15 protein-coding genes and 1 pseudogene are annotated in these 16,111 nt (G+C 68.4%); 7 read left to right on the top strand and 9 right to left on the bottom strand.

Annotation, left to right across the window (positions count from 1 at the left end; genetic code table 11):
* Positions 1 to 120 precede the first annotated feature (120 nt).
* Entirely contained in the window at positions 121 to 729 is a 609-nt protein-coding gene (locus tag FXN61_RS02050; protein WP_167969646.1) for a hypothetical protein, read from the top strand.
* On the opposite strand, the gene FXN61_RS02055 is transcribed toward FXN61_RS02050, so the two are convergent.
* On the bottom strand, positions 704 to 1,552 hold the full coding sequence (locus FXN61_RS02055) for a LysR family transcriptional regulator (protein ID WP_167969648.1): 849 nt from the start codon (positions 1,550 to 1,552) through the stop codon (positions 704 to 706). The two genes, FXN61_RS02050 and FXN61_RS02055, sit on opposite strands and share 26 nt — an antisense overlap.
* 82 nt (positions 1,553 to 1,634) lie before the next feature.
* Between FXN61_RS02055 and FXN61_RS02060 the strand changes: the two genes are divergently transcribed.
* Positions 1,635 to 2,360, top strand: coding sequence for an SDR family oxidoreductase (locus FXN61_RS02060; RefSeq protein WP_167969650.1), 726 nt, complete (start codon positions 1,635 to 1,637; stop codon positions 2,358 to 2,360).
* Here the strand turns inward: FXN61_RS02060 and FXN61_RS02065 are convergent.
* Complete coding sequence (locus FXN61_RS02065) at positions 2,347 to 3,078, bottom strand: hypothetical protein (RefSeq protein ID WP_167969652.1); 732 nt, start codon at positions 3,076 to 3,078, stop codon at positions 2,347 to 2,349. The two genes, FXN61_RS02060 and FXN61_RS02065, sit on opposite strands and share 14 nt — an antisense overlap.
* 32 nt (positions 3,079 to 3,110) lie before the next feature.
* Positions 3,111 to 4,709 carry an AMP-dependent synthetase/ligase gene (locus FXN61_RS02070; RefSeq protein WP_167969654.1) on the bottom strand — a complete coding sequence of 533 codons (1,599 nt, stop codon included), beginning with the start codon at positions 4,707 to 4,709 and terminating at the stop codon, positions 3,111 to 3,113.
* Between the two features lie 48 nt (positions 4,710 to 4,757).
* Here FXN61_RS02070 and FXN61_RS02075 point away from each other — a divergent pair, with 48 nt between their 5' ends.
* A complete protein-coding gene (locus FXN61_RS02075; protein ID WP_167969656.1) occupies positions 4,758 to 5,297 on the top strand; it encodes a TetR/AcrR family transcriptional regulator in 540 nt (179 codons plus the stop codon).
* Here the strand turns inward: FXN61_RS02075 and FXN61_RS02080 are convergent.
* The gene (locus FXN61_RS02080) at positions 5,294 to 5,476 is read right to left on the bottom strand and encodes a hypothetical protein (protein ID WP_167969658.1); all 183 of its coding nucleotides are present in this window, start codon (positions 5,474 to 5,476) and stop codon (positions 5,294 to 5,296) included. The two genes, FXN61_RS02075 and FXN61_RS02080, sit on opposite strands and share 4 nt — an antisense overlap.
* Positions 5,477 to 5,543: 67 nt before the next feature.
* Here FXN61_RS02080 and FXN61_RS02085 point away from each other — a divergent pair, with 67 nt between their 5' ends.
* Complete coding sequence (locus FXN61_RS02085; protein WP_246290573.1) at positions 5,544 to 6,152, top strand: alpha-ketoglutarate-dependent dioxygenase AlkB; 609 nt, start codon at positions 5,544 to 5,546, stop codon at positions 6,150 to 6,152.
* A 41-nt stretch (positions 6,153 to 6,193) separates the two neighbouring features.
* Here FXN61_RS02085 and FXN61_RS02090 read toward each other — a convergent pair whose 3' ends face one another.
* On the bottom strand, positions 6,194 to 7,822 hold the full coding sequence (locus FXN61_RS02090; protein ID WP_167969662.1) for a PHP domain-containing protein: 1,629 nt from the start codon (positions 7,820 to 7,822) through the stop codon (positions 6,194 to 6,196).
* An 86-nt stretch (positions 7,823 to 7,908) separates the two neighbouring features.
* On the bottom strand, positions 7,909 to 9,294 hold the full coding sequence (locus FXN61_RS02095; RefSeq protein ID WP_167969664.1) for a PP2C family protein-serine/threonine phosphatase: 1,386 nt from the start codon (positions 9,292 to 9,294) through the stop codon (positions 7,909 to 7,911).
* A 191-nt stretch (positions 9,295 to 9,485) separates the two neighbouring features.
* Here FXN61_RS02095 and FXN61_RS02100 point away from each other — a divergent pair.
* Positions 9,486 to 13,579 (top strand): annotated as a pseudogene (locus tag FXN61_RS02100) (hybrid sensor histidine kinase/response regulator).
* On the opposite strand, the gene FXN61_RS02105 reads toward FXN61_RS02100, so the two are convergent.
* Positions 13,552 to 13,920 carry an STAS domain-containing protein gene (locus FXN61_RS02105; RefSeq protein WP_312877497.1) on the bottom strand — a complete coding sequence of 123 codons (369 nt, stop codon included), beginning with the start codon at positions 13,918 to 13,920 and terminating at the stop codon, positions 13,552 to 13,554. The pseudogene FXN61_RS02100 and the gene FXN61_RS02105 sit on opposite strands and share 28 nt — an antisense overlap.
* A gap of 95 nt (positions 13,921 to 14,015) precedes the next feature.
* Here FXN61_RS02105 and FXN61_RS02110 point away from each other — a divergent pair, with 95 nt between their 5' ends.
* Positions 14,016 to 14,411, top strand: a complete 396-nt coding sequence (locus FXN61_RS02110; RefSeq protein WP_188134573.1) for an ATP-binding protein — start codon at positions 14,016 to 14,018, stop codon at positions 14,409 to 14,411.
* Between the two features lie 63 nt (positions 14,412 to 14,474).
* Here the strand turns inward: FXN61_RS02110 and FXN61_RS02115 are convergent, their stop codons facing one another.
* A complete protein-coding gene (locus FXN61_RS02115) occupies positions 14,475 to 14,705 on the bottom strand; it encodes a hypothetical protein (protein ID WP_167969666.1) in 231 nt (76 codons plus the stop codon).
* A 127-nt stretch (positions 14,706 to 14,832) separates the two neighbouring features.
* Here FXN61_RS02115 and FXN61_RS02120 point away from each other — a divergent pair, with 127 nt between their 5' ends.
* Complete coding sequence (locus FXN61_RS02120) at positions 14,833 to 15,183, top strand: STAS domain-containing protein (RefSeq protein WP_167969668.1); 351 nt, start codon at positions 14,833 to 14,835, stop codon at positions 15,181 to 15,183.
* Here FXN61_RS02120 and FXN61_RS02125 read toward each other — a convergent pair.
* Positions 15,180 to 16,064 (bottom strand): Ppx/GppA phosphatase family protein, encoded by an 885-nt coding sequence (locus tag FXN61_RS02125; RefSeq protein ID WP_167969670.1) that lies wholly within the window; start codon positions 16,062 to 16,064, stop codon positions 15,180 to 15,182. The genes FXN61_RS02120 and FXN61_RS02125 overlap by 4 nt on opposite strands.
* Positions 16,065 to 16,111 lie beyond the last annotated feature (47 nt).

The following is a 16,111-nucleotide window of genomic DNA, read 5'->3' on the forward strand; positions in this document are numbered from 1 at the left end:
ACGTCGTGTGATCGCCTTCGCGTGTTACCACGGCATGCACCAATGCGGTAACGCCTGTCGTGAGCAAATCGATCAAGCGGCGGAGAGGCCGGGGTTTCGCGCACAACAGGGGGACATGTCGTGGCTGATCGGTCACAGGTGCTGATCGCGATCTACCAGTCGGATCGCGCCGACCGGTCCACAACGCTCACCGTCAGCCTCGCGACCATGGGAGCCGCGGTGACGTACCTCGTGGGAACCATGGCGTTCTACGACAAGCTCGATCTGCTCGGCTGGGCGATCGCGCTGCTGCCGTTCCCGCTCGTGTGCATTGCCGCATTCCACGCGAACATGCTCACCATCGCCGCAGTGCGTGCTCGGTCGATCCTGCTGCTCGAACGGGAGCTGACCGCCTCTGTGACGGCGAATTCGCCGTTCGGGATCAACGTTAGCGACATCGGCGTCACCGCGAGCGAGCATTCCACCAACGTGCACACCGCTCAGACGCCACAGCGCATCGCGACCATCATCACGTATGCCGGTGTCGGGGCGATTTACCTCGCGTACATCGCACTCATGCTGGTGAAAGCGGCCCGGCACCTTTCGTACTGGATCACCGTCCCGGTCGTCGCCTACACCGCGCTGCTGATTCCCATCGCTCTCGCTTGGCGAGCCAGCACCGCACTGCTCGACTTCCGAGGCATTGCGGAGCAGAACGACTCGTTCAGCACAGGCCGTCCAGAACGGTGACCGCGGAGCGGACGAGCGAGGCAACCTCCTGCGACCGACTGCTCCGCGGCCACGCGATCACCGTGGTGACGTCCGGCGCGTCGACGACCGGCACCGCGACGTGTTCCGGCCACTGCCAGGCACGGCTCGAAGCGGGGATGACGAGCAGCGTCCTGCCGAGCGCCACGAGCTGGGCGAGCTGCGACTGGGTGCGCACCTCCGGACCCGGCCCGTCCGGGTAGGACCCGTCGAGCCGGGGCCATCGGGCGATCGGCAGGTCCGGCACGTCGCGAACGTCCGCCATCGTGAGCTGCTCACGTGACGCCAGCGGATGCTCCGCTGGAACGATCGCGACCTGGCCTTCGACGCAGAGGTCAGCGGTGTCGAACCCCGCGAGATCGTCGAACGGGCGGTGCATGAGTGCCACGTCGGCCTGCCCGTCGCGCAGCCGCCGTGCCTGCTCACCGACCTCGCACAGCAGGACTTCGACCGGTGCGGCCAGCGCGTCGAGGAGCCGGCGCAGCAGCTCGTGGGAGGCCCCTGCCTTTGTCACGAGCACGAGCGGCCGTTTCGGATCCCCGGCACGCCGCGTCCGGCGCTCAGCGGCCGCCACCGCGTCGAGGGCCGTTCTGGCCTCCCGCAGCAGCACCCTGCCGGCGTCGGTGAGCGCCGCTCCTCGACGGTCCCTGTCCAGGAGCTGGACACCGAGCCGGTGCTCCAGCTGGCGGATCGCGCGCGAGAGCGGCGGTTGCGCGATCCCGAGCCGATCGGCGGCGCGGCCGAAGTGCAGCTCCTCCGCGACGGCGACGAAGTATCTGAGCTCGCGGGTCTCGAGATCGGCCACAGATCGAGCCTACCTACTGATACCTGGCGAGTATCAGAGCTTACTGAATCGATCTTGGACAGCGGGCGTGCGTCCGCCGAGCATGGGTCGAGTGAACGACACGAAGACCGCGCTGGTCACCGGCGCCAACAAGGGAATCGGCTTCGCCATCGCGCAGGGCCTCGGAACGCTCAGCTTCACGGTCGCTGTGGGCGCACGCGACGACGTCAGGCGCAAGGAAGCCGTCGAACGTCTGCACGCCGCGGGCGTCGACGCGTTCGGGGTCGCCCTCGACGTCACCTCCGACGACAGCGTCGCCGCGGCAACGGCGACCATCGAGCAGACAGCAGGACGGCTCGACGTGCTCGTCAACAACGCCGGCATCGGCGGCCGGACCGATGGTGGCGCGCAGGACCCGACGACGCTCGACCTCGACGTCGTCCGCACAGTCCTCGACACGAACGTGTTCGGTGTCGTCCGGGTGACGAACGCACTGCTCCCGCTGCTCCGCCGCGCGGACTCACCGCGCATCGTCAACGTCTCGAGCAACATGGGCTCGCTGACGTTGCAGACCGGCCCGATCATGGCCGCCTACGCGCCGTCGAAGTCGATGCTCAACAGCGTCACGGCGCAGTACGCCCGCCGGCTCGCCGACACGAACGTCATCGTGAACGCCTGCTGCCCCGGCTACGTCGCGACCGACTTCACCGGCTTCAGCTCTCCGCGGACACCCGAGGAGGGTGCCGCGATCGCGATCCGGCTCGCGACCCTGCCCGACGACGGGCCGCGGGGCGGCTTCTTCGACGACGAGGGCGTCATCCCTTGGTGAGCTCGAGCTTGTCGCGCGGCGTGTTGATCCACGCCTTGCGCGGGTCCAGGAAGTCCACCAGCTCGATCAACGTGTTGTGCGCGTGCGTCAGCTGTCGCACCGCGCCGGCCGGCTTCGTCTCGACGAGGATCCTGAGCTGGTCGACCGCCGGCACGAACCACCGGCGGAACTCCTCGTCGCTCTCGTACCTGCGGCGGAACTCCACGTAGCCGAGGCATCGGGCGGGGTCGGTGTCCGGTGCGACCATCACCTCGCCGATCGCCCGCCGTTCACCGCTCAGCAGCACGAACGGCGCGTCCGGGCCGGACCCGCCGGCGATCGCGGAGTCCGCGGCGGCGAGCCGGTGCAGGAAGCGGCGGTTGCGGCGCCGGTTGCCGAGGTCGAGGAAGTGCGCGTCCCGGTACAGGATCTCGACCCAGCCGAGGAAGGCCGCGAGCCGGTACAGCGTCTCGTAGAGGTTGTAGTCGTCCTGCCGGTCCGCGCCCAACGGGGTTTGCTTCACCGGCTTGCCCGAGAACAGATCGATCGCGTTGCGCAGGCGCCACGCCAGCAACACGGACGCCTGGACCAGCGGCTCACCGAACCGACTGACGAGGTCGCGGCGCGTCTGCTCGCGGTCCGCGCGGCGACGCCGCCACTCGAACACACCGCCGAGCACGGCTGTCGTCACCGCCCCCGCCAGCGACACGATCGCGGAGATCAGCGACACGTTGTTCACGCGCCGCACACTATCGATGGCGAGCCGATCGTTTAGTACAAACCGTCGAGCACGTCGGCGTAGCGCTTTTCGATCTCGCGGCGGCGCGGCTTCAGCGACGCGGTCAGCAACCCGTCCTCGACGCTGAAGTCGTGCTCCAGCACGGCGAACCGCTTGATCGTCTCGTGCCGCGCGAGCTGGGCGTTGACGGCCTTGATCGCGCTTGCGACCTCGGACTCCGCGTCGGTGATGCCCGGCGCGGTGTCTGGGTCGAGCGTCACGAGTGCCACGCAGTACTTGCGGCGGTCGCCGTGCACGATCACGTTGCTGATGTACGGCGACGCCGCGTTGATCATGCTCTCGATCCGCGTGGGCGCGACGTACTTGCCGCCCGAGGTCTTGATCAGTTCCTTCTTGCGGTCGGTGATCTTCAACCGGCCCGCGTCGTCGAGCTCGCCGATGTCACCGGTGTGCAGCCAGCCGTCGACCACCGTCTCGGCGGTGGCGTCCGGCCGGTTGTGGTAGCCGCGCATGACGCCGGGACCCCTGAGCAGGACCTCGCCGTCGCCCGCGATCTTGACCTCCATGCCGGGGATCGGCGGCCCGACCGTGCCGATCTTGATCATGCCCGGCCGGTTGAAGAACGACCCCGCGGACGACTCGGTGAGCCCGTAGCCCTCCAGGATCGTGATGCCGGCCCGTTCGAAGAACTCCGCGATCTCGCCGGCCAGCGGCGCGGAGCCCGACACGAAGTACCGGATCCGCCCGCCCACGCGGGCACGCAACTTGCTGTACACCAAGCGATCCGCGAGCCAGCGCGTCGCAGGGCCGTGATCGCGGTCGGCCCACCGGAAGATCTTCTCGGTCAGGCCGCCCTTCTCGCGAGCACCCGCGACGATCCGGCCGTGGATCTTCTCGAAGATGCGCGGAGCGGCGGCCACGATCGACGGCCGCAGCTCGCCGAGGTTGTCGACGATCCGCTCGACCGAGCCGTCGACGGCGGTCGGCACGCCCGCGGCGATCATCGCCATCGTCAGCACCTTGCCGAACGCGTGCGACAGCGGCAGCCACAGGAAGTGCAGGTCTGTTTCCCGGAGAATGCCCAGGGACGCAATGGCTTCCGACGTCGTCAGCCAGTTGTCGTGGGTGAGTTCGACGCCCTTGGGCGTGCCGGTCGTGCCCGAGGTGTAGATCAACGTCGCCAGGTCGTCGGGCCTGAGCTCGTCGATCAGCGCGTCGTAGTCACCGTCGGCTTGAGGAACCGCCCCGAACCGCAGCACCTCGACGCCGTCCGGCACGAGGCTCGCGTGCTCGTCGGTCTCCACGACCACGATGCGGCTGCCGGAGTCGCCGACGATGTGCGCGACCTCCGCGGCAGTGCTGTTCGGGTAGATCGTGGTGGTGGCGCCACCTGCGGCGAGCACGGCCAGGTCGGTGATGATCCACTCGATGCAGGTGCGCCCCATCAGCGCCACGCGGTCGCCCTTGCGCAGCCCCTCGGCCCGGAGCCCGAACGCCTCCTTGGCCACACGTTCCTGCAGCTGAGCCCACGTCAGCGAGACCCAGCCGCTGTTGTCGCGGTACCGCATCGCCTCGGCGTCGGGCGTGCGGGCAACACGGTCGCGCAGCAGGCCGGGAATCGACAGCGCCATTGCTCCCCCTTCTCTGGAGCGTCGCTCCAGAGCGGTACTCTAACCCTCGTGGCTGACCGAAGAAAGTCTCTCCTCGACGCGGCACTCGCACTCGTCGAAGAAGGCGGCCTGGACGCCGTCACGATCGCGGCGCTGACCGAGCGTTCCGGCATGTCGAACGGCAGCATCTACCACCACTTCGGCAGCCGCGCTGGCGTGTTCGCGCAGCTCTACGCCGACAGCTACGCCCGCTGCGTCGCGGCGATGCTGCCCGCTCTGAACTCTCGACCGGCCTGCGACACGGTGCGTGCCCTGACGCTGCACTACCTGGACTGGGTCATGGCGAACCCCAGCCGCGCACGGTTCCTGTACGCAGCACCGGGCCACGCCGACCCGTCGGTCAAGCAGGCGGAGTTCGCGCCGGTGCTGGCGTGGTTCCTCGACCGCATGGCGTCCGGCGAACTGCGCCCGATCCCGCCGTGGGCGCTGGAGCCCGTGGTGATGGGACCGGCGCACGAGTCGGTGCGCCGGTTCCTGCTCGGGGTCTTCGACCTCGCCGAGGCCCGCGAGATCATCGCGGACGCCGTCTGGGCCGTGCTGAAGCCCTAGTCCTGTTCTTCCTTCGCGGGCCGCGCCCGGATGATGATGCCGTCACCGACCACGTCGCCAGGACCGATCGTGTCGAACTGCATCACGGTGCCGGTCACCCTGCCTCGGACGACGTTCGTGACGTTCTCCCCGGTGTGCACGATTTCCAGCTCTTCTTCAGGCTGATCTTCCCCAGTCATACCGGGATTATCTGTTACGGCTGAAGTTCGTTAGCCCTAGAACACGTGTTCGATTATGCTGCGGTCCATGCGCCAGGGATCACTGTTCGACCTGGAGGCGGAGCCGGCACTGGCCCCGCTTGCCCCGCGCCGCACCGAGCTCGGCGACGGCGCGTGGATCGACGTCCAGCCGGCCTGGCTGTCCGGCGCTGATGCCTTGTTCGACCAGCTCGTTGACGAGGTGCCGTGGCGTGCCGAACGCCGCCAGATGTACGACAACGTGGTCGACGTGCCCCGCCTGCTCTGCTTCTACAGCGGTGCGTTGCCGTTCGAGGTCCTGACCACGGCTCGCGAGGCGCTGTCGAGGCACTACCTGCCCGAGCTGCACGAACCGTTCACCACTGCCGGTCTTTGCTACTACCGCGACGGCCGCGACAGCGTGGCGTGGCACGGCGACACGATCGGCCGCGGCCAGACCGAGGACACGATGGTCGCGATCCTGTCCGTCGGCACTCCCCGCGCTCTGCTGCTCCGGCCTCGTGGCGGCGGTGAAACGCACAAATACGCGCTGGGGCATGGCGATCTGCTCGTGATGGGCGGTTCCTGCCAACGCACCTGGGAGCACGCCGTGCCGAAGACCTCGAAGGTCGTCGGGCCGCGGATCAGCATCCAGTTCCGTCCGCACGGGGTCCGCTGAGGACCAGGCAGCCGGACTCGACCACCTGGTCCTCAGTGGACTCAGATCACGTCGACGAACACCGGGTTGGCGTAGAACCAGAGGTCCGCCCACGGGTCCGAGTTCGCGATCTCGTCGATCATCGGGTCGCCGGACGAGGTCAGGCGCTTGCCGTCGCTGCCCCGCAGCCGCAGGTAGAACGACCGCTCGACACCGGCGAACGTGTGCGTGAAGCGGATCTTGCCCTTGCGCGGCACCTCGAACGTCTTCGTCACCACGGTCTCGGGCGCCACGAACCGGTCGCGATCAGCCGAGGGGCCGGTGACCGGGCCGGAGATCAGGTCGACCTTCGCCAGGACGGGCAGAGCACCGGCCCAGTTCGGGCCGGAAGCGCGGTCGATCTCGATCGTCACCTCGACGTCGCCGCCGCGGCGCACGAACGTCCGCCCACCCAAGGTGACGCCACGCAGGTCGTCGCGCGAGCGCACGCGCAACGAAAGGCCGTCGATCAGGCGGCCGTGCACCGTCAGCACCTTGCCGGACTGCAGGCCGCGCATGACGTCCACATAGGACCGCGAACGGGCGCCAACGACGTTCGCGCCGTACTGGCCGGGGAAGAAGTCACCGTAGGCCTGCTTCACGCCGGAGTCGATCGGCGCGCCCTTCGAACCCGTGGTGGCGTAGTCCTGCTTGCCCGGCGTGAGCGTGTCGCCGAAGACCTGGTGCACGTCCGAGTTGGCCGTGATCCACCACGGCCTGCCCTCGGCGAGCAGCGCGTCCCACAGGCCGCCGACGCGAGCGGTCATCCAGTCGAAGCCGCCGTGCGTGCGGTAGGACTCCATCGGGTAGCCGGGGAACGAGTCCGCCAGCGGGGCCGCGAGGTCGTAGTAGCCGCGTGCCCTGCCGGGGCCACCAAGAGACTTCGGGATGCCCGCCGCCTGGTGGCCGGGCGCGCCCTCCATGCCGACCGCGACGCCGGGGGCCGCGTCCCGCCAGCCGCGCAGCTCGTGCGGGCTGTCCAGGCCGCGACGGGCCGGGTGGTTCGCGAACATCAGCGCGATCTCGGTCCGTCCGGAGAGGACTTGCGCTTCCAGGTACCGCAGCGCGGCCAGAGCCAAAGGCTCGGTGTTGCTGGCGACGCGACCGTCGTAGGACAGCTCGAACGCCTTGAGGATGTCCACGGTGTGCTTGCCGGGCGGCAGGAACACGGTGGCGTGCTCCGCGCCGGGGATGTTCCACTCCAGCCCCTGGTAGACCAGCACGTCGCGCTGCGCACGACGCGCGCGCTCGATGTCCGGCGTGACCTGGTCGATCGAGAACTTCTGGTGGGCGGGGCCGCCGTGGTCGGTGATCACGACCCAGTCGAGGCCGAACTCGTGAGCCTTCCGGACCTGGTGCTCGATCGGGTACTGGCCGTCGTCGGAGTACTGCGTGTGGATGTGGTGGTCGCCCGCGTACCAGCGCTCACCACCACCCCACGGGTTGACGGGAACGTGGGCCTCGGCCTTGCCCGCACCGACGGCGACCGCGCCGGCGGCACCGGCCGCGATGCCCAGGCCGGCGAGGAACTTGCGGCGTTCGACCGACGACGGACGGTCGTCCTCGGGGTCGAGCCAGCTTCCCTCGACCGGCTCCACCTCGTGGTGGTGGTGCGTGTGATCACCGTGCGGGTGATCGTGTGAGTGGGACATGCGCAGATCTCAACCGGTCAACCTGTCGAGACCAATGAACGGTCAATGAACCCTTGTACCGGGAATTTCACTCACACCGCGGACTCTCACACCGCCTGCAGGGCGAGCAGCGCCAAATCGTCGTGATCATCGCGGTCGAGCCACTTGAGCACGGCCTCCTCGCAGTGCCGCGCGATCTCCTCCGCCGACAACCCCTTGCACTCCTTCAGCACCGCCCGCAGCCGCTGTTCCCCGAACAGCTCAGTGCGGTCGGTGTGCGCGCGGGCCTCGGTGAACCCGTCGGAATACAGCACCAGCGTGTCCCCCGGCGCCAGCGTCACCTGCTCGCCGTGGAACCGGACGTCGGACAGGATTCCGACGATCGCGCCGGGCGCGCTCACGTCCTGCACGGTGCCGTCCGCCCGCAGGATCAGCGGTGCGGGATGGCCGCCGGAGGCGAGCGAGAGCCGCGCTCCCCCGGCCGCCAGCGGCACGAGCTCGCCCACGACGATCGTGGTGAAGAGCTTGGAGCCGGTGGCACGCAACGAGGTGTTCAGCAGGTGCAGCAGCCGCACCGGGTTCGTCTCGACGAGGGACAGCGCCTGCAGCGACTGCCGCACACGTCCACTGTGGACGGCCGCCTCCAGGCCGTGGCCGCAGACGTCACCCAGCGCGAACGTCGCGGAGCCGTCCGTGCGCGGATGCACGTCGTAGAAGTCGCCACCGACCAGTGCGCGCTGGTGGGCCGGGATGAACACCGACGCCAGCGACACGCCACGCACCTCGGGCAGCGGCAACGGCAGCAGCGCCGAGCGCAGCACGTCGATCGTCCGCTGCTGCTCGGTGAGCTTCGACGCGGACTCCAGGGCGACAGCGGCGTGCTTGCCGAACAGCCGCACGCGCTCGACGTCGTTCGGCGCGAAGTCACCCCGCCGCAGCACGACCAGCGCGCCGCCGACGCCCAGCGGCACGGCCAGAGCGCAGCCGAAGTCCTCCGGCACGCCCCAGCTACCTTCACCCAAAGAGGTGATCCTGGTCAGCGTCGAAGTACCCGTCAGCACCTCGGTGATCGCCGAGGCCCGGCGCGGCGTGCGCGCGACCGAAGGCTCGCCACCGCCGCACCGCCACCATTCGAGGCGATCACGCGTGGCGGGCACGACGGCGACGCAGTGCTCGCCCAGCAGTTCCGCGGCGAGCTGCACGATGGTCTTCAGCGTGTCCTGCCGCGACGTGCCGCCCGCGAGCCGCAGATGGGCGTGGTCGAGTGCGGAGTCCGTGAAGTACCAGGCACTCCAGCCCTCGCCGAGGTCAAGCTGACGACCAGCGACGTGCACGTCGAAGCGCTCGCCGAGGCACAGCCGGGGGAACCGGCCGGCGGCCGCGGCGTTGCGCACGCGCACCACCCCGGCGGGGTCGACGACGAGAACGGCTTCGCGGAGCCCGTCCACCAGGCGCTGCCAGCCGTCCAGGTCGATGCCCACGGTGCTGCTCATCCGCTTTTGTCCTGCGCAGCCGGCCGGGTCATCACGGCCTCCTGCGGGTCGTTGGCGTGCATCGCGGCATCAAGTTACCTCGCTCCCAACCTAACGTGGCAGTCTTGGCTGCGACCACCGAGGCACGGAGGCTTGGAGTGACCACGGCCAACGAAGAGACGGACGCGACCCTCGATCGGGTTCTCTCGGCGATGAGAGATCTGCGTGACGGCAACTTCCGCCGCAGGCTGGTGGTGCCGGGGAACGGGGCTCTGTCGGCGCTCGCGGACGTCTTCAACGAGATCGCGGAACGCAACCAGTGGCTCGCCGGTGAGCTGGGCAGGGTCAGGCAGGCGGTCGGCCAGGAGGGCAGGCTGACCGAACGGGTGGCGCCCGCGGGCACCGCCGGTGGCTGGTCGCTGATGGCGGACTCGGTGAACGGCCTGGTCGAGGACCTGGTGCGGCCGACGAGCGAGCTGAGCCGCGTGCTCGCCGCCGTCGCCGAGGGCGACCTGACCAAGCGCATGTCGGACCAGACGCTGCGTGGTGAGTTCGCCACGCTCGGTTCGACGGTGAACGGCCTGGTGGACCAGCTCAGCTCGTTCGCGGACGAGGTCACGCGCGTCGCCCGCGAGGTCGGTACGGACGGCCGCCTGGGCGGCCAGGCGAAGGTGCCCGGCGTCGCCGGTACCTGGCGCGACCTGACCGACAACGTCAACTCGATGGCGAACAACCTGACCAACCAGGTCCGCAACATCGCCCAGGTCGCGACCGCGGTGGCCAACGGCGACCTGACCCAGAAGATCACGGTCGACGTCTCCGGCGAGATGCTGGAGCTGAAGAACACGCTGAACACGATGGTCGACCAGCTCAGCTCGTTCGCGGACGAGGTCACGCGTGTCGCGCGTGAGGTCGGCACGGACGGCAAGCTCGGCGGCCAGGCGAAGGTGCCCGGCGTCGGCGGCACGTGGCGCGACCTGACCGACAACGTGAACTTCATGGCGGAGAACCTGACCACTCAGGTCCGCAACATCGCCCAGGTCACCACCGCCGTCGCCCAGGGCGACCTGACCCAGAAGATCACAGTCGACGCGCGCGGCGAGATCCTCGAGCTCAAGTCCACGATCAACACGATGGTCGACCAGCTCTCCTCCTTCGCCGACGAGGTCACCCGCGTCGCCCGCGAGGTCGGTTCGGACGGACGGCTGGGCGGTCAGGCCCAGGTTCCCGGAGTCGCCGGCACGTGGCGCGACCTGACGGACTCGGTGAACTTCATGGCGGACAACCTGACGAACCAGGTCCGCAACATCGCCCAGGTCACCACCGCCATCGCGCGCGGCGACCTGACCCAGAAGATCACAGTCGACGCGCGCGGCGAGATCCTCGAGCTCAAGACCACGATCAACACGATGGTCGACCAGCTGTCGAGCTTCGCCGACGAGGCCACGCGCGTCGCACGCGAGGTCGGCACCGAGGGCCGCCTGGGCGGTCAGGCGCAGGTGCCCGGCGTCGCCGGCACGTGGCGCGACCTGACCGACAACGTCAACTTCATGGCGAACAACCTGACCAACCAGGTCCGCAACATCGCCCAGGTCGCGACCGCGGTGGCCAACGGCGACCTGACCCAGAAGATCACAGTCGACGCGCGCGGCGAGATCCTCGAGCTCAAGTCCACGATCAACACGATGGTCGACCAGCTCAGCTCGTTCGCCGAGGAGGTCACCCGCGTCGCCCGCGAGGTCGGCACGGACGGCCGCCTGGGCGGTCAGGCCCGCGTGCAGGGCGTCGCCGGCACGTGGAAGGACCTGACCGACAACGTCAACCTGATGGCGGACAACCTGACCAATCAGGTCCGCAACATCGCCGCCGTCGCCACCGCGGTCGCGAACGGCGACCTCTCGAAGAAGATCACCGTCGAGGCGAAGGGCGAGGTCGCGGCGCTCGCCGAGACCCTGAACGGCATGGTCGACACGCTGCGCGCGTTCGGCGACGAGGTCACCCGCGTCGCCCGCGAGGTCGGCACCGAGGGCATTCTCGGTGGTCAGGCGCGCGTGTCCGGTGTGGCCGGCACGTGGAAGGACCTCACCGACTCGGTGAACTTCATGGCGGACAACCTGACGAACCAGGTCCGCAACATCGCCCAGGTCACCACCGCCGTCGCCCAGGGCGACCTGACGAAGAAGATCGACGTCTCGGCCCGCGGCGAGATCCTCGAGCTCAAGACCACGATCAACACGATGGTCGACCAGCTGTCGAGCTTCGCCGACGAGGTCACCCGCGTCGCCCGCGAGGTCGGCACCGAGGCAAGCTCGGCGGCCAGGCCGAGGTCGACGGCGTGGCCGGTACGTGGTCGAAGCTGACCGACAACGTCAACCAGCTGGCCTCGAACCTGACCACCCAGGTGCGCGCGATCGCCGCCGTCGCCACCGCCGTGACCGCGGGCGACCTGACCAGGCAGATCACCGTCGACGCGTCCGGCGAGCTCGCCGAGCTCAAGGACAACGTCAACCAGATGATCGCGAACCTGAAGGAGACGACCCGCGCGAACCGCGAGCAGTACTGGCTCAAGACCAACCTGGCCCGGCTGTCCGGCCTGATGCAGGGCCACCGCGACCTGCGCGCGCTGGCCTCGTTGATCATGAGCGAGCTGACGCCGCTGGTCAGCGCCCACCACGGCGCGTTCTTCCAGATCCAGGAGGACGACGACTCCAAGCAGACGCTGGAGCTCACCGCCTCGTACGGCTTCCGGCTGGACGCCGCTCGCGCGACCCGTGTCGCGATGGGCGAGTCGCTCGTCGGCCAGTCCGCGCTGGAGAAGAAGACGATCCTGGTCACCCAGGTGCCCCCCGGCTATCTCACCGTGTCGTCCGCTCTGGGCGAGTCCGCGCCGGTCAACCTGGTGATACTGCCGATCCTGTTCCAGGGCGAGACCCTCGGCGTGATCGAGCTCGCGTCCCTCAACGAGTTCACCGACGTCCACCTCGACCTCCTCGACCAGCTCAAGGAGGCCATCGGCGTCAACGTGAACACGATGCTCGCGAACTCGCGCACCGATGCCCTGCTGGTCGAGTCGCAGCGCCTGACCACCGAGCTCAGGGCCGGTTCCGAGGAGCTGGAAGACCGCGCGCGGCAGCTCCAGACCGCGTCGAAGTACAAGTCCGAGTTCATGGCCAACATGTCCCACGAGCTGCGGACGCCGCTGAACTCGCTGCTGATCCTGGCCAAGCTGCTCGCGGACAACCTCGACGGCAACCTCAACCCCAAGCAGGTCGAGTTCGCCCGCACGATCCACTCGTCGGGCTCCGACCTCCTGCAGCTCATCAACGACATCCTCGACCTCACCAAGGTCGAGGCCGGCCACATGACGTTGCACGAGGACCCGGTCCGCCTCGACGAGCTGGTCCGCTACGTCGAGACCCTCTGCCTGCCCCTGACCGCGGAGAAGAACCTCGAGTTCTCCGTGCGGGTCGACCCGAACGTCCCGGAGACCCTGCACACCGACGAGCACCGCCTGCAGCAGATCCTGCGCAACCTGCTGTCCAACGCCGTGAAGTTCACCCACGACGGTGGAATCCGCCTGCACGTGCGCATGGACGATCCGTCCACAGTGGCGTTCGACGTGCACGACACGGGTATCGGCATCCCGGCCGAGAAGCTCGCCGTCATCTTCGAGGCGTTCCAGCAGGCGGACGGCACCACGTCCCGCAAGTACGGCGGCACCGGCCTGGGCCTGTCCATCAGCCGTGAGCTGGCGCAACTGCTGAACGGCGCCCTGCGCGTGCGTTCCGAACCGGGTATCGGCTCGACGTTCACCCTCTGCCTGCCGCTCGGCAAGGTCGTCTCCGAGACCTTCGTCCTGCCGGAACCGACCCCGATCGTCACCCCGGCCCCGGTTCTGGCCGCGTCCGGCTCGATCCGCTTCCACGGCGAGAAGGTGCTGGTCGTGGACGACGACCTGCGCAACGTGTTCGCCCTGACGAGTGTGTTGGAGCTACACGGCCTCGAAGCCATCTACGCCGACAACGGCATCACGGGCGTACGCGCCCTGGAGCAGTACGACGACGTGGCCATCGTCCTGATGGACATCATGATGCCGGAGCTCGACGGCAACGCGACGATCTCGGCCATCCGCGCCATGGAACGCTACGCGGACCTGCCGGTCATCGCCGTCACGGCGAAGGCCATGAAGGGCGACCGCGAGAAGTCGCTGGCGTCCGGCGCCACCGACTACGTCACGAAGCCGGTCGACACCGAACACCTGATCAGGCTGATCGCCTACTACCTGGGGGTGTCGGCGGAGGCCTGAACCGCGGCGTCCACCGTCTCGTGCAGGCTCAGGACCTCTGCCACGTCGGCGAGGTCGAACAGCCGCCGGACCGGCGGCTGGGTGGCGGCGATCCGAAGCTGCCCTCCAGCCTCGGCCAGCCGCCGATGCCACTCCAGCACCAGCGCCAGCCCTGTCGAGTCCATGAACTGCAACTCGGACAAATCCAGCACAGCGTGAGCACCTGTGACGTCCGCGTCAAGCCGTGCGGACAGCACAGGGACGGTGTCGATGTCCAGCTCACCGGCGACGGCGAGCACTCGCCATCCCCGCTGGACCTCGCTGCCGACGTTGAGCTCCATCGTCGCCGTTCCTTCCGCCACGCCCGACTCGTGCGACCCAAATCGTGCAGCACGGCGTCCGAGCATGCGACCACCGGGGGGCTGAAAGATCCGAACGACACCCCGGATGTGCGACGATGCGCCTTGTGTTGAACGACCCACTGGCTGAGGTGCGGGTGACCCTGTCCGCCGAGGGCGGGTCGTGCGCTCGCGCACGTCAGGTGGTGCGCGAGGCCGCTGCCTCGTGGGAGCTGCCGGAGGACCTCGCGGACGATGCGCAGCTCGTGGTGACCGAGCTCGTCTCCAACGGGATCGACCACGGTGAGGGACCGATCACACTCACCGTGAGCAGGACGACGAGCGGCATGCTCGTCGAGGTGCACGACGAGTCGCCGAAGCAACCACAGCTGAGACCCGTGAACCCCAGTTCGGCGCGTGGCCGGGGGATGCAGCTGGTGCAGGCGTTGAGCGTGCGATGGGGCACGACACCGGGCAAGGACGGCAAGGTGGTCTGGGCCGAGCTCGTGTCCTGAGAACGGGTGGCGGGGTGCGACGGGAGAGAGACACCCCGCCGGCGTCAGAACAGGTCTTCCCGCTCAGCCGGACAGACGCGTGGCCAGCAGGCGCTTGCCCTGCTCTGCACCCTTGCGGCTGTCGGTCTGCGCCTTCTTGAAGAACTCCGCCAGCTCGCGGTCGCCTTCGCGTTCCGCGTCCTGGATGAACGTCTCGAGACGCAGCGCGTTGTCGAGACACGCCTCGGTGAACCACAGGATGTTGTAGTCCTTGTCCTTCGTACCCGTGACGTGACCGGTTTCCGTGGTCGACACGGTTCCTCCTCGTCTATCAGGGTTTTTGCGGTCACTGGCCGTGTACCCGCCGTGGCCTGGTGAAAACCGCCTCAGCTTGTGGTCGTCACTCGAAGGCGCGTACCTTCGGTGCGGACGGGAGTCCTACATGAACCAACTTCGACAGCGAACGACCTACATCCAGTCCATCCCGATCGTCGCTCTCACAGGCGAGATCGACATGATGTCCTCCGCGCCGGTGACCAGCAGACTCGCCGAGCTGCTCGACCGCAAGCCGCCCGCGTTGGTGGTCGACCTCCGGGAAGTGCGGTTCTTCGGATCCGAGGGAATCCGCGCCCTCGTGGAGACTCAGGCACAGGCCGACGAGCTCGGCGTCAAGTTCGGCGTCGTCAGCGACTCCAGAGTTGTGTTGCGCCCCTTGGAAATGACGGCTGTCGACCAGCTGCTGCTCCTGTTCAACGACGTCGACGACGCCGTCACCGCGCTCAGCGCCTGTTAGGCCGCTGACTCGCGTCTGGAGCGGGAGCGCTCCACGAGGTCGAGCAGCAGACCTTCCTTGGTGGACCACGGCGAGATGTCCACGACGTCGTGTCCTGACACCTTCATCAACGCTTCCGCGACCACCGCGCCCGCCAGCGACTGCTGGGCACGGTGGCGGGAAATCCCCGGCAGTGCGGCGCGTTCGCGCACCGACAGCTTCGCGAGACGTGGAATCCACTTCTCCAGGTCCTTGAGCCGCAACTGCCGCGCCACGTACGTGCCGTTGCGCGCTCCGGCGAGCCTGGCCAGCTGTTCGAACACCTTCGAGCACCCGATCGCGCGAGCGCTGTCATCGCGCGGGAAAGCCTCGGAAATCCGTTCTCCGACCTCGGCTCGCATGTCCTGCACGTTCAGCCCCGTCCGGGTCAAAGTCCTTGCCCCCAAAGGCAACGACAACGCGAAGTCGGGCTCGACGCCCGACCCCGACGCCAGCTCGACGGTGCCGCCGCCGACGTCCAGCACCACCATCGGCCCGGCGCCCCAGCCGAACCAGTGCCGTGCCGCTGTGTACGAGAATCGCGCTTCTTCCTTGCCTGACAACACTTTCAGCTCGACGCCGGTGCGTCTGGCGACCTTGCACATGACCTCGTCGGCGTTCGAGCTGTCACGCACGGACGACGTGGCGAAGGGCAGGAAGGGGACATCGCCGGCCTTCTTGCGCGCGGCGAGCACCGCGGCGCACAACGACTCGATGCCGTCCCGGCTGATGACCCCGTCGGAGTCCAGCTCCCGGTCCAGCCGCAGCCGCACCTTGTGGGACACCAGCGGACGCATCAGGTCTCGTTCCACGACAACCAGGTGTGCGCTGAAGCACCCGACGTCCAGAACCCCGACCGACATCCGCCACCTTCCTTCTACCAAGTCTTCTTTACCCCATCGGCGCCAAT

This window comes from Lentzea indica, from assembly GCF_012184385.1.
Taxonomy (GTDB): Bacteria; Actinomycetota; Actinomycetes; order Mycobacteriales; family Pseudonocardiaceae; genus Lentzea; species Lentzea indica.